Origin of the sequence: Kitasatospora sp. NPDC059673 (genome assembly GCF_042734215.1) — a bacterium.
In the GTDB taxonomy this organism is placed as follows: Bacteria; Actinomycetota; Actinomycetes; order Streptomycetales; family Streptomycetaceae; genus Kitasatospora.
The window spans coordinates 16,629-28,700 of sequence record NZ_JBHWEN010000018.1 but is presented as its reverse complement, the minus strand read 5'-3'; the positions used below and the strand labels follow the sequence as shown (position 1 = coordinate 28,700).

Genomic DNA, 12,072 nt, shown 5'->3' with positions numbered 1-12,072 from the left:
CGGACCACCGCGCGGGGCCCGGTGGAGCGCGAACTCGGCGGGGTGCTCGGCGTCCCGCACGAGGAGGTGATGCCGGCCGCGTTCATCCCGCTCGCGCACACCGTCGGGGTCGACTTCGAGCCGGCCCGACGGATTCCGCGCGAGCAGGTCCGGCACTGGGACAGGTGGTGAGCCTCAGGCGACCAGTTCGGTCGACGGGGCGGCGGCCTGGGCCGGGATCCCGGCGCGGCTGCGCAGGGCCAGCGGGATGCGGAGCGCGGCGCCCAGGACCAGGGCCGAGCCCAGCATGTGCACGCCGACCATGATCTCCGGGGCGTCGGTGAAGTACTGGATGAAGCCCAGTACGCCCTGGATCATCAGCAGGGCGAACAGGTCGCGGACCCGGGCCCGGGCGGCCGGCGGGGCCTTCACGGCGGCGAACACCAGCAGCGCGGCCAGCGTCAGGCCGACCGAGAGGAACACCAGGTCGGCGTGGGCCTGGACGAGGCGGTCGTAGTCGATCGGGATGCGGTACACCGGCTTGCCGTCCTTGGACGAGGCCCCCGGGTGGTGGCCCGCGCCGGTGACCGCCGTGCCGGCCAGCACCAGCAGACCGATCACCGCCACCAGCACCTGGGCGAGGCGCCGGATCGGCTCCGCGACCAGGGCCCGCGGCGCGCCGTCGCCCTCCCGGGTGCGCTCCCACATCACCACCGCGACCCAGACCAGGGCCAGCGCGGCCACCATGTGCGCCGCCACGATGTACGGGTTCAGGCCGGTCAGGACGGTGATGCCGCCCAGCACCGCGTTGCTCATCACCAGCCAGAACTGCGCCCAGCCGAGCTTGGTCAGCGAGCGCCGCCACGGCTTGGCGCAGCGGGCGGCCAGGATCGCCCAGCCGACCGCCGCGCACAGCACGTAGGTGAGCATCCGGTTGGTGAACTCGATGACGCCGTTGATGCCCATCTCGGGCGTCGGCGTCAGGCTCTCGGCGGTGCAGCGCGGCCACGTGGTGCAGCCGAGGCCGGAGGCGGTCAGCCGGACGGCGCCGCCGGTGACCACGATCACCACGCTCATCACCAGGGCGGCCATGGCCGCACGGCGGACGTGCTGCGCGCTCGGGTGCCAGCGCTCGGCGAGGAGGGAGAACGGGTTGGTCACCGGACCATCGTAGGCGGGCTTACACGGTGCTCCGGCGGCACGGGTGCGGCGACCGGCCTCGCGGGCGGCGCGCGGACAAAACGGACGGATCGAGCGTGTCGGCCCATTGGTCTTGACCACTTGGCGAGTGGCCGAAAGAGTGCGGCTTGGTCCAGACCTTTCACCGTTCGGGCTCAACTCCCCCTGCCCGCCTCCACCTGTGGAGTCCTGCACATGCGCGGGTCGCCGGGTCCGGGCGGCCCGGGCAGTGCGGCGCCGAGCCCGTCCGCGAGCCGCTCCGCTGCGGCGGGCGGGGGCAGCGGTGGCGGTGGCGGTGGCGGGCTGGCGTTCACCGGGGCGGAGGGCCTGGTGGCGCTGACCGTGGGCGGTGTCGCGGTGCTCGCCGCAGGTGGCGGGCTCGTCTGGGCGGCCCGTCGCAGGAAGGCCGGCGCCGCCTCCTGAGCGGCTGCCGTGGTGGCCCCCGGGGGGACGGGGGCTACTCCCAGCGGAAGAAGCGGGCGGCGGCGGCCAGGCCGAGCACCGACCAGACGCCCAGGACGCCGAGATCGGACCAGGGCATGCCGTGGCCGAGCTGGAGCACCGAGCGCAGGCCGTCGGAGAGCGCCGAGATCGGCAGCAGCTCCAGCACCGGGCGCACCGCGTCCGGGAACTTGGCGAGCGGCACCACCACGCCGCCGGCCAGCAGCAGCAGGATGAACACCAGGTTGGCGCCGGCCAGGGTGGCCTCCGCGCGCAGCGTGCCCGCCATCAGCAGGCCGAGACCGGAGAACGCGGCGGTGCCGAGCACCAGCAGGAGCAGCACCGCCAGCGGGTTGCCGTGCGGCGACCAGCCGAGGGCCAGCGCGATGCCGGACAGCAGCAGCACCTGGAGCAGCTCGGTGACCAGCACGCAGCCGGTCTTCGCGGTGAGCAGCGCCCAGCGGGGCAGCGGGGTCGCGCCGAGGCGCTTGAGGACGCCGTAGCGGCGCTCGAAGCCGGTGGCGATGGCCTGGCCGGTGAAGGCGGTGGACATCACGGCGAGCGCCAGCAGGCCGGGGGCGAGGAAGTCGACGCGCTTGCCGGGGCCGTCCACGGCGACCACGTCCACGGCGGAGAACAGCACCAGCAGCACGGTGGGGATGACCACGGTGAGCAGCAGCTGTTCGCCGTTGCGCAGCAGCATCCTGGTCTCCAGGGCGGTCTGCGCGAGCAGCATCCGGCCGACCGGGGCGGCGCCCGGGCGGGGGGTGAGGTCGGTGGCGGTCATCGCAGGTCCCGTCCGGTCAGGTCGAGGAAGACGTCTTCGAGGCTGCGGCGCTGCACCGCGAGCTTGTCGGGCATCACCCCGGCCTCGGCGCACCAGCCGGTGACGGCGGCCAGCAGGGCGGCGTCCAGGGTGGCCTCGACGCGGTAGGAGCCGGGGGTGGGCTCGGCGACGACGGCGGTGTCCGGGAGGACCTTGCGCAGGCCGGCCAAGTCCAGGGCGGGCGGGCCGTCGAAGCGCAGCTGGGCTTCGGAGCCGCGCAGTGCGTCGGGAGAGCCGTGGGCGATGACCTTGCCGCGGTCGACGATCGCGACCTCGTCGGCGAGCTGTTCGGCCTCGTCCATCTGGTGGGTGGTGAGGACGACGGTGACGCCGCAGGTGCGCAGTTCGGTGACCAAGTCCCAGGTGGCGCGGCGGGCCTGCGGGTCGAGGCCGGCGGTGGGCTCGTCCAGGAAGACCAGTTCGGGGCGGCCGACCACGGCCATGGCGAGGGCCAGGCGCTGCTGCTGGCCGCCGGAGAGCCGGCGGTAGGGGGTGCGGCCGCAGGAGTCCAGGCCGAGGCGCTCGGCGAGCGGGCCGACGGGCAGCGGGTTCGCGTAGAGCTTCGCGGTGTGGTGGAGCATTTCGAGGGCGCGCGCACCGGCGTACACGCCCCCGGACTGGAGCATCACGCCGATCCGCGGCTTGAGCTGCCCGGCCTGGGCGACCGGGTCCAGGCCGAGGACCCGGACGGTGCCGGCGTCGGGGCGGCGGTAGCCCTCGCAGGTCTCGATGGTGGTGGTCTTGCCCGCGCCGTTGGGGCCGAGCACCGCGGTGACGGTTCCGCGCGCGATGGCCAGGTCCAGGCCGTCCACGGCGGTCTTGTCGCCGTACCGCTTGACCAGTCCGGTCACCTCGACGGCGGGGTCTGCATGCATACCGGCGAGTGTAGGAGCAGTTCACGGCCCTCTTCAGGTAAGGCATGCCTTCCGTGATGGAGGCCACCGGTGAGACCGGGGTCACGGCTTGTTTCCCGCGGACGAATTACGCAACAATCGTGTTGTGAAAAAGATTCGCGAGCATGACGCTCAGCGGGAGCCCGAGGCTCCCGACTGCGCCGTGCCCGCGACCGCCGCGGAGGCGCTCGCCGCCGAGGGTCACCGGGCCACCCGGGACAGGGTCGCCCGTTCGATCCTCGACCACGGGCCGTCCTCGGCCGCCGACCTGGCCGGCCGCCTCGGCCTGACCACCGCCGCGGTGCGCCGCCACCTGGACGGCCTGACCGCCGCCGGGCTGGTCGAGTCCCGCGAGCAGCGGGTCTACGGCAGCCGCGGCCGGGGCCGTCCGGCCAAGGTGTTCGCCCTGACCGACGGCGGGCGGGACGCCTTCTACCAGGCCTACGACCAGCTCGCCGCGGACGCGCTGCGCTGGATCTCGGAGGCCGCCGGCGGCGGCGAGGCGGGCGAGCAGGCGGTCGCCGCCTTCGCTCGGGCCCGGCTCGCCAAGCAGGGCCGGAAGTACCAGGGTGAGGTCGAGCAGGCCGACGCCCCGCAGCGGGCCCAGGCACTCGCCCGGGCCTTGAGTGCCGACGGGTACGCTGCCACGGTGCGGCCGGTCCCGTCCGCCGCCGCGGCGCCTGCCGCCCCGGCCGGCGCCCAGCTCTGCCAGCACCACTGCCCGGTCGCGCACATCGCCGAGCAGTTCCCGCAGCTCTGCGAGGCGGAGACCGAGGTCTTCTCGCAGCTCCTCGGCACCCATGTGCAACGGCTGGCCACCATCGCCCACGGCGACGGGGTCTGCACCACGTATGTGCCGGCATCCGGTGCCGCACCGTCGTCCTCCGGGGCGCCCGGTGCCGTGCCGACTGCCGGTACCTCCCATCGAACGTCCGACGAAACCGGCTCCACCGCGCGGAGGAACCTCGCATGACTGACATCGCACACCCCGAGCTCGAAGGTCTCGGCACGTACGAGTACGGCTGGGCCGACTCGGACGCGGCCGGTGCCGCCGCCAAGCGCGGCCTGAGCGAAGAGGTCGTCCGCGACATCTCGGCGAAGAAGAACGAGGCCGAGTGGATGCTCAACCTTCGCCTCAAGGGCCTGAAGCTGTTCGGCAAGAAGCCGATGCCGACCTGGGGCTCCGACCTGTCGGGCATCGACTTCGACAACATCAAGTACTTCGTGCGCTCGACCGAGAAGCAGGCCGAGTCCTGGGAGGACCTGCCCGCCGACATCAAGGCCACCTACGACAAGCTGGGCATCCCGGAGGCGGAGAAGCAGCGCCTGGTCGCCGGCGTCGCCGCCCAGTACGAGTCCGAGGTCGTCTACCACCAGATCCGCGAGGACCTGGAGGAGCAGGGCGTCATCTTCCTGGACACCGACACCGCGCTGCGTGAGCACCCGGAGCTGTTCAAGGAGTACTTCGGCACCGTCATCCCGGTGGGCGACAACAAGTTCGCCTCGCTGAACACCGCGGTGTGGTCCGGCGGATCGTTCATCTACGTGCCGAAGGGCGTGCACGTGGACATCCCGCTGCAGGCCTACTTCCGGATCAACACCGAGAACATGGGCCAGTTCGAGCGGACGCTGATCATCGTCGACGAGGACGCCTACGTCCACTACGTCGAGGGCTGCACCGCGCCGATCTACTCCTCGGACTCGCTGCACTCCGCGGTGGTCGAGATCATCGTCAAGAAGGGCGGCCGCTGCCGCTACACGACCATCCAGAACTGGTCGAACAACGTCTACAACCTGGTCACCAAGCGCGCCGTGGCGTACGAGGGCGCGACCATGGAGTGGGTCGACGGCAACATCGGCTCCAAGGTCACCATGAAGTACCCGGCCGTCTACCTGATGGGGGAGCACGCCAAGGGCGAGACGCTGTCGATCGCCTTCGCGGGCGAGGGCCAGCACCAGGACGCGGGCGCGAAGATGGTCCACATGGCGCCGAACACCTCCTCGCACATCGTCTCCAAGTCGGTGGCGCGCGGCGGTGGCCGTACCTCCTACCGCGGTCTGATCGAGATCGGCGAGGGCTCGCACGGCGCCAAGTCGAACGTGCTGTGCGACGCGCTGCTGGTGGACACCGTCTCCCGCTCGGACACCTACCCGTACGTGGACGTCCGCGAGGACGACGTGTCGATGGGTCACGAGGCGACGGTCTCCAAGGTCTCCGAGGACCAGCTCTTCTACCTGATGAGCCGCGGCCTGACCGAGACCGAGGCGATGGCGATGATCGTCCGCGGCTTCGTCGAGCCGATCGCGCGTGAGCTGCCGATGGAGTACGCGCTGGAGCTGAACCGGCTGATCGAGCTGCAGATGGAGGGCGCGGTCGGCTGACGCGCCGTCAGCCCCCGCCCGTCCGTCGACCATTTCCGAAAGAGAGCAACACGAACAGCCATGGCTGAGCAGAACACCCCCGGCTCCACCACCGCCGGTTCGATCGAGGTGGGCACCGCCGGCGCCGGCGCGCAGCTCGCCGGCCCGGGCACCGGCCGCGAGAGCGTCCGGCAGCCGATCGACGCCCGCGTCGCCGTCAAGCCGTCCTACGACGTGAACGACTTCCCGGTGCCGACCGGCCGCGAGGAGGACTGGCGGTTCACGCCGATGCACCGCCTCGCCGGCCTGCACGACGGCACCGCGGTTGACGCGGTGCGCGGTGAGACCAAGATCGAGCTGGGCCTGCCGGAGGGTGTCACCTCCGAGCTGGTCGGCCGCGACGACGCCCGCGTCGGCAAGGCCGGCACCCCGGTGGACCGGATCGCCGCGCAGGCGTTCAGCGCCTTCGAGGAGGCCCTGGTGGTGACCGTCCCCAAGGAGACGGTGCTGACCGAGCCGGTCCGGATCGACGTGCACGGCGAGGGCGGGGTCCGCTTCGCCCACGTGGTGATCGAGGTCAAGCCGTTCGCCGAGGCCGTCGTGGTGCTGAACCACACCGGCACCGGCACCCGCGCCGCCAACGTGGACCTGCTGGTCGGCGACGGCGCGAAGCTGACCTTCGTCTCCGTCCAGGACTGGGACCGGGACGCGGTGCACGTCGCCCAGCACAACGCGCTGGTCGGCCGGGACGCCACCTACAAGTCCGTGGTGGTCACCTTCGGCGGCGATCTGGTGCGCCTGCACCCGCGGGTCTCCTACGCGGGCCCCGGCGGCGAGGCCGAGCTGTTCGGCCTGTACTTCGCCGACGCGGGCCAGCACCTGGAGCACCGCCTGATCATCGACCACGACACCCCGCACTGCCGCTCCAACGTCGCCTACAAGGGCGCGCTGCAGGGCCAGGACGCGCACGCGGTGTGGATCGGCGACGTGCTGATCCGCGCGGCCGCGATCGGCACCGACACCTACGAGCTCAACCGCAACCTGGTGCTCACCGACGGCGCCCGGGTCGACTCGGTCCCCAACCTGGAGATCGAGACCGGCGAGATCGTCGGCGCCGGTCACGCCTCCGCCACCGGCCGCTTCGACGACGAGCAGCTGTTCTACCTGCAGTCCCGCGGCATCCCGGCCGACGAGGCCCGCCGCCTGGTGGTGCGCGGCTTCTTCGCCGAGCTGGTCCAGCAGATCGGCGTCGCCGAGATCCAGGACCGCCTGATGGAGAAGATCGAGGCCGAGCTGGAAGAGACGGTGGCATGAGCGCCGGCTACGTGCGCGCCTGCGCGCTGAGCGTGCTGCAGGAGGACGTGCCCAAGAAGGTCGAGCTGAACGGCGTCCCGGTGGCGATCGTCCGCACCGACGAGGGCGTGTTCGCGATCAACGACATCTGCTCGCACGCCAACGTCTCGCTCTCCGAGGGCGAGGTCGAGGACTGCATGATCGAGTGCTGGTTGCACGGCTCCAGCTTCGACCTGCGCACCGGAAAGCCGTCCGGGCTGCCCGCGACCAGGCCGGTCGCCGTCTACCCCGTAAAGATCGAAGGGGACGATGTGCTCGTCTCCGTCAACCAGGAGAACTGAGTACCCCATGGCAACGCTTGAAATCCGCGACCTGCACGTCACCGTCGAGGCCGAGGGTGGTCCGCGGGAGATCCTCAAGGGCGTCGACCTGACGGTCAAGCAGGGCGAGACCCACGCGATCATGGGTCCGAACGGCTCCGGCAAGTCCACCCTGGCCTACTCGCTGGCCGGCCACCCCAAGTACACCGTCACCGGCGGCCAGGTGCTGCTGGACGGCGAGGACGTGCTGGCGATGGCGGTCGACGAGCGCGCCAAGGCCGGCCTGTTCCTGGCCATGCAGTACCCGGTCGAGGTCCCGGGCGTCTCGGTCTCCAACTTCCTGCGCACCGCCGCCACCGCCGTCCGCGGCGAGGCCCCCAAGCTGCGGCTGTGGGTCAAGGAGGTCAAGGAGGCGATGGCCGCCCTGCAGATGGACCCGGCGTTCGCCGAGCGCAACGTCAACGAGGGCTTCTCCGGCGGTGAGAAGAAGCGCCACGAGATCCTCCAGCTGGAGCTGCTCAAGCCGAAGGTCGCGATCCTCGACGAGACCGACTCCGGCCTGGACGTCGACGCGCTGCGGATCGTCTCCGAGGGCATCAACCGGGTCCGTTCGACCGGCGAGGTCGGCACCCTGCTGGTCACCCACTACACCCGCATCCTGCGCTACATCAAGCCCGACTACGTGCACGTCTTCGCGGGCGGCCGGATCGTCGAGTCCGGCGGTGCCGAGCTCGCCGACAAGCTGGAGGAAGAGGGCTACGAGAGCTACGTGAAGGGCGGCTCCGTGAGCGGAGCGAACTCGAAGGACGGTGCCGAGTGACCCACTCCCATCTGACCGGACTCCTGGACACCGACGCGATCCGCAAGGACTTCCCCGTCCTGTCGCGGGTGCTGCACGACGGCAGGCCCCTGGTGTACCTGGACAACGCGGCGACCTCGCAGAAGCCGCGCCAGGTGCTGGAGGCGCTGAACGCCTACTACGAGCAGCACAACTCCAACGTCCACCGCGGCGTGCACGTGCTCGCCGAGGAGGCGACCGCGCTGTACGAGGGCGCCCGGGACAAGGTCGCGGCGTTCATCAACGCGCCCAGCCGGAACGAGGTGATCTTCACCAAGAACGCCTCCGAGTCGCTCAACCTCGTTGCCAACATGCTGGGTTGGGCCGACGAGCCGTACCGGGTGGACGCCGACTCGGAGATCGTGATCACCGAGATGGAGCACCACTCCAACATCGTGCCGTGGCAGCTGCTCGCGCAGCGCACCGGCGCGAAGCTGAAGTGGTTCGGACTGACCGACGAGGGCCGGCTCGACCTGTCCAACATCGACGAGCTGATCACCGAGAAGACGAAGATCGTCTCCGTCACGCTGGTGTCCAACCTGCTGGGCACCATCAACCCGGTGGAGACCATCGTCCGCAAGGCCCAGTCGGTCGGCGCGCTGGTCGCCGTCGATGCCTCGCAGGCCGCCCCGCACGCCGTCCTCGACGTGCAGGCGCTGGGGGCCGACTTCGTCGCCTTCACCGGCCACAAGATGCTGGCCCCGACCGGCATCGGCGTGCTGTGGGGCCGCCAGGAGCTGCTGGAGGACCTCCCGCCGTTCCTGGGCGGCGGCGAGATGATCGAGACCGTCACCATGGGGTCGTCCACCTACGCCCCCGCGCCGCACAAGTTCGAGGCCGGCACCCCGCCGATCGCCCAGGCCGTCGGCCTCGGCGCCGCCATCGACTACCTGTCGGCGATCGGCATGGAGCGCGTGGCCGCCCATGAGCACGCGATCACCGCGTACGCGATCGAGCGCCTCGCCGAGGTGCCCGACCTGCGGATCATCGGCCCGCGCACGGCCGTGGACCGCGGCGCGGCGATCTCCTTCACGCTCGGCGACATCCACCCGCACGACGTCGGTCAGGTGCTCGACGAGCAGGGCATCGCCGTCCGGGTCGGCCACCACTGCGCGCGGCCGGTCTGCCTGCGGTACGGAATTCCGGCGACCACCAGGGCGTCGTTCTATCTGTACTCCACGCCCGGTGAGGTGGACGCGCTGATCGACGGCCTCCACCACGTCCGCAACTTCTTCGGCTGAGGTGGTCGCATGAAGCTCGACTCGATGTACCAGGAGATCATCCTGGACCACTACCGCAACCCCCACGGCAAGGGGCTGCGGGACGGCGACGCCGAGGTGCACCACGTCAACCCGACGTGCGGCGACGAGATCACCCTGCGGGTGAAGCTCGACGGCGCGACCGTCGCGGACGTCTCCTACGAGTCGCAGGGCTGCTCGATCAGCCAGGCCTCCGCCTCCGTGCTCAACGACCTGGTGGTCGGCAAGACGGTCGGCGAGGCGCAGCAGGTCCAGGAGGCGTTCCTGGAGCTGATGCAGAGCAAGGGCCAGTCCGAGGGCGACGAGGAGATCCTGGAGGACGCCGTCGCCTTCGCCGGGGTCTCCAAGTACCCGGCCCGGGTCAAGTGCGCCCTGCTCGGCTGGATGGCCTGGAAGGACGCCACCGCCAAGGCGCTCGCCGGCCACCCCGAGATCACCACCGACTGACGCCCCGTTAGGACACTTGATTCATGAGCGAGAACGAGACCCCCGAGGCCGCCGCGGCCGAGGTCGCGGTGTCCGACAGCCCCGGTGCGTTCACCACCGCCGGGACCGTCTCCACCGAGGACCTCATGGAGGCCCTGATGGACGTCGTCGACCCCGAACTGGGCATCGACGTCGTCAACCTGGGCCTGATCTACGGCCTGCACATCGACGAGGACGACACCGCCACCGTCGACATGACCCTCACCTCCGCGGCCTGCCCCCTCACCGACGTGATCGAGGACCAGGCCCGCACCGCCACCGACGGCCTGGTCAAGGACCTGCGCATCAACTGGGTCTGGATGCCGCCGTGGGGCCCCGACAAGATCACGGACGAGGGCCGCGACCAGCTTCGCGCGCTCGGCTTCAACGTCTGATCGGCCAGTAGTACCGGTAGGGGCGGGACCTTCGGGTCCCGCCCCTACCGCATGCCCTCAGGAGGCAGGGGCCGTTCGCGTCGATGGGTTCGAACTGGAATCCGTGACTTTCGCGGTGGGCGGCGGAGAGCCGGACTGGGCCGCGACGCAGCACTCTGACGCCCGGTGCCGAGCTCGGTGGCCGCGAGGTCAGTCCCTGCGGCGCAGGACGGCGGCGGCCAGGGCCAGCGAGGCGGTGGCGGCGAGGAGGGCGAAGCCGGTGACGGCGGTGAGCAGGCCGTAGGTGCGGGTGAGGGCGCCGACGGCGATGATCGGGGCGGAGGAGCCGAGGTAGACGATGACCCAGAGGGTGGAGAGTTCGCTGCCTCGGCGGGCCGGGTCCAGGGCGGCGACCGCGGTGGTGAACAGGGAACGGAAGGCGATGCCCTGGGAGACGCCGGCCACCACGCTGCCGACGAAGAGCAGGGCGGGGGTGCCGGTGGCGGCGGCCACGGTGAGCAGGCCGAGGCCGACGGCGAGGCCGGTGAGGCCGGCGGCGACCACGACGCGGTCGGAGGTCGGCGGGACGAGCAGCTGGGCGGCTGCCGAGGAGCCGAGGAGGAGGGCCGCGACGGCGGCGCCCGCCATGCGGGAGTCGGTGTGCAGCAGGGTGCTGGAGAACGCCGGGGCGAGCGCCAGGTAGACGCCGAAGACCGCGTAGGAGACGAAGCCCGCGCCGGAGGCGAGCAGGAACTCGCGGCGTCCCGAGCGGGGCAGCCGCAGGCGCTGCGGGCGCAGGTGGGCGGGGGTGGTGATGCGCGGCGGGGAGGCCGGCGGGCGGACCGAGCCGGGCATCCGCGGGTGCACCAGGGCGAGGGGTACGCACAGGGCGAGCAGCGCGACGGCGTGGGCCAGGAACAGGCCGGGCAGCGGGTTCGCGCCCGAGGCCATGGCCGCGCCGACCAGCGGGCCGAGCGCGACGCCGCCGGCCGAGCAGGCCAGGGTGAGTTTGGCGGCCAGGGTCGGCCGGTCGGGCAGCAGGTCGCCGAGGGCGGCGCCCGCCGCGCCCGTGGACAGGCCGACCGCCATGCCCTGGACGGCGCGTCCGGCGGCCAGCTGCCAGAACGAGCCGGCGCTGGCGAAGACCACGTCGCCGACGGCGGACAGCGCCACCGCGGGCAGGATCATGGCGCGTCGCCCCAGGTGGTCCGACCAGTGGCCGACCGCGGCCAGCACCGGGACCAGGGCGAACACGTAGACCGTGAAGAGGATCGTGGTGTCGAGCGGGGTCAGGCCGAGCCGCTGCTGGAGCGCGGGGTAGAGCGGCGTGACCAGGTTGGCGCCGATCAGCATCAACAGCAGTCCGGCGGCCACCAGGCCGACGCGGATGCCGCGCAGCGCGTTCCAGCGGCTGATCGCGGCGAGCTGGAGCTGCCCCCGAGGGGCGAGTTCCAGTGGAAGCAGGGCCTCCGACAGTCGGCGTCCGGCGTACTGAGCGGTGCTCAGGCCGGCGCCGGCGGGGGAGAGGTCCGCCATGGCAGGGGTCTCCTGTGGCCGGGCGCCGCCGGGCACGGCCAGGCCGGGGAGTGGTGGCATGGTCCAGTGGCCCGGTCGGTGCGGGTGTGCACGTGGTTCTGGGGGTTCGGAGCCTCGTCGCTCCGGGGGCGCACGCGCGGGGGTGTGCGCGACGCCCACCGAAGGATACGTGCACCGGGCACTCGTTCGGCCCTACCGCCCCACTCGTTCGGGCGGACCCCCGGGCGGCTCATGCGTCCGGTGATCGCGGCCGATACGCTGGGTTGACGGGCCGACACACCGGCCCGCGCCGCCGATGCCCCGGCGTC

At 71.8% G+C, this 12,072-nt stretch carries 14 protein-coding genes; 10 read left to right on the top strand and 4 right to left on the bottom strand.

Features of this window, described 5'->3' with window-relative positions; all coding sequences use genetic code 11:
- The first annotated feature begins 21 nt into the window (after positions 1-21).
- Positions 22-171, top strand: coding sequence for a hypothetical protein (locus ACFV18_RS21325; RefSeq protein WP_380485448.1), 150 nt, complete (start codon positions 22-24; stop codon positions 169-171).
- 3 nt (positions 172-174) lie between these two features.
- Here ACFV18_RS21325 and ACFV18_RS21320 read toward each other — a convergent pair whose 3' ends face one another.
- Entirely contained in the window at positions 175-1,140 is a 966-nt protein-coding gene (locus ACFV18_RS21320) for a heme A synthase (RefSeq protein ID WP_380485446.1), read from the bottom strand.
- A 213-nt stretch (positions 1,141-1,353) separates the two neighbouring features.
- Here ACFV18_RS21320 and ACFV18_RS21315 point away from each other — a divergent pair, with 213 nt between their 5' ends.
- Positions 1,354-1,581 carry an LPXTG cell wall anchor domain-containing protein gene (locus ACFV18_RS21315; protein ID WP_380485444.1) on the top strand — a complete coding sequence of 76 codons (228 nt, stop codon included), beginning with the start codon at positions 1,354-1,356 and terminating at the stop codon, positions 1,579-1,581.
- A 34-nt stretch (positions 1,582-1,615) separates the two neighbouring features.
- Here ACFV18_RS21315 and ACFV18_RS21310 read toward each other — a convergent pair whose 3' ends face one another.
- Together ACFV18_RS21310 and ACFV18_RS21305 are read right to left on the bottom strand one after the other, a co-directional pair.
- Positions 1,616-2,386, bottom strand: coding sequence for an ABC transporter permease (locus tag ACFV18_RS21310; protein WP_380485442.1), 771 nt, complete (start codon positions 2,384-2,386; stop codon positions 1,616-1,618).
- Positions 2,383-3,300: an ABC transporter ATP-binding protein gene (locus ACFV18_RS21305; protein ID WP_380485440.1), complete on the bottom strand. Its 918-nt coding sequence runs from the start codon at positions 3,298-3,300 to the stop codon at positions 2,383-2,385. The genes ACFV18_RS21310 and ACFV18_RS21305 overlap by 4 nt, the downstream gene beginning before the upstream one ends.
- Before the next feature lie 124 nt (positions 3,301-3,424).
- Between ACFV18_RS21305 and ACFV18_RS21300 the strand changes: the two genes are divergently transcribed.
- From ACFV18_RS21300 to ACFV18_RS21265, 8 genes are all read left to right on the top strand, one after another.
- On the top strand, positions 3,425-4,291 hold the full coding sequence (locus ACFV18_RS21300; RefSeq protein ID WP_380485438.1) for a helix-turn-helix transcriptional regulator: 867 nt from the start codon (positions 3,425-3,427) through the stop codon (positions 4,289-4,291).
- Entirely contained in the window at positions 4,288-5,700 is a 1,413-nt protein-coding gene (gene sufB / locus ACFV18_RS21295; protein ID WP_380485436.1) for a Fe-S cluster assembly protein SufB, read from the top strand. Before ACFV18_RS21300 ends, sufB begins: the two co-directional genes overlap by 4 nt.
- A gap of 60 nt (positions 5,701-5,760) precedes the next feature.
- Positions 5,761-6,993, top strand: a complete 1,233-nt coding sequence (gene sufD / locus ACFV18_RS21290; protein WP_380485434.1) for a Fe-S cluster assembly protein SufD — start codon at positions 5,761-5,763, stop codon at positions 6,991-6,993.
- Complete coding sequence (locus tag ACFV18_RS21285; protein WP_035867074.1) at positions 6,990-7,313, top strand: non-heme iron oxygenase ferredoxin subunit; 324 nt, start codon at positions 6,990-6,992, stop codon at positions 7,311-7,313. The genes sufD and ACFV18_RS21285 overlap by 4 nt, the downstream gene beginning before the upstream one ends.
- A gap of 7 nt (positions 7,314-7,320) precedes the next feature.
- A complete protein-coding gene (sufC, locus tag ACFV18_RS21280; protein ID WP_380485432.1) occupies positions 7,321-8,112 on the top strand; it encodes a Fe-S cluster assembly ATPase SufC in 792 nt (263 codons plus the stop codon).
- Positions 8,109-9,371: a cysteine desulfurase gene (locus ACFV18_RS21275; RefSeq protein WP_380485430.1), complete on the top strand. Its 1,263-nt coding sequence runs from the start codon at positions 8,109-8,111 to the stop codon at positions 9,369-9,371. The genes sufC and ACFV18_RS21275 overlap by 4 nt, the downstream gene beginning before the upstream one ends.
- Positions 9,372-9,380: 9 nt before the next feature.
- Entirely contained in the window at positions 9,381-9,836 is a 456-nt protein-coding gene (gene sufU, locus ACFV18_RS21270) for a Fe-S cluster assembly sulfur transfer protein SufU (RefSeq protein ID WP_380485428.1), read from the top strand.
- Positions 9,837-9,961: 125 nt separating this feature from the next.
- On the top strand, positions 9,962-10,249 hold the full coding sequence (locus ACFV18_RS21265; protein WP_051055973.1) for a metal-sulfur cluster assembly factor: 288 nt from the start codon (positions 9,962-9,964) through the stop codon (positions 10,247-10,249).
- A gap of 189 nt (positions 10,250-10,438) precedes the next feature.
- On the opposite strand, the gene ACFV18_RS21260 is transcribed toward ACFV18_RS21265, so the two are convergent.
- Positions 10,439-11,764, bottom strand: a complete 1,326-nt coding sequence (locus ACFV18_RS21260; RefSeq protein ID WP_380485426.1) for an MFS transporter — start codon at positions 11,762-11,764, stop codon at positions 10,439-10,441.
- Positions 11,765-12,072: the final 308 nt, after the last annotated feature.

What these genes read in the sequence shown, in the direction of transcription:
- sufD (WP_380485434.1), top strand. Translation starts at nt 5,761, where the DNA reads ATGGCTGAGCAGAACACCCCCGGCTCCACCACCGCCGGTTCGATCGAG.
- ACFV18_RS21305 (WP_380485440.1), bottom strand. Translation starts at nt 3,300, where the DNA reads ATGCATGCAGACCCCGCCGTCGAGGTGACCGGACTGGTCAAGCGGTAC.
- sufU (WP_380485428.1), top strand. Translation starts at nt 9,381, where the DNA reads ATGAAGCTCGACTCGATGTACCAGGAGATCATCCTGGACCACTACCGC.
- ACFV18_RS21265 (WP_051055973.1), top strand. Translation starts at nt 9,962, where the DNA reads ATGGAGGCCCTGATGGACGTCGTCGACCCCGAACTGGGCATCGACGTC.
- ACFV18_RS21285 (WP_035867074.1), top strand. Translation starts at nt 6,990, where the DNA reads ATGAGCGCCGGCTACGTGCGCGCCTGCGCGCTGAGCGTGCTGCAGGAG.
- ACFV18_RS21310 (WP_380485442.1), bottom strand. Translation starts at nt 2,386, where the DNA reads ATGACCGCCACCGACCTCACCCCCCGCCCGGGCGCCGCCCCGGTCGGC.
- sufC (WP_380485432.1), top strand. Translation starts at nt 7,321, where the DNA reads ATGGCAACGCTTGAAATCCGCGACCTGCACGTCACCGTCGAGGCCGAG.
- ACFV18_RS21315 (WP_380485444.1), top strand. Translation starts at nt 1,354, where the DNA reads ATGCGCGGGTCGCCGGGTCCGGGCGGCCCGGGCAGTGCGGCGCCGAGC.
- sufB (WP_380485436.1), top strand. Translation starts at nt 4,288, where the DNA reads ATGACTGACATCGCACACCCCGAGCTCGAAGGTCTCGGCACGTACGAG.
- ACFV18_RS21260 (WP_380485426.1), bottom strand. Translation starts at nt 11,764, where the DNA reads ATGGCGGACCTCTCCCCCGCCGGCGCCGGCCTGAGCACCGCTCAGTAC.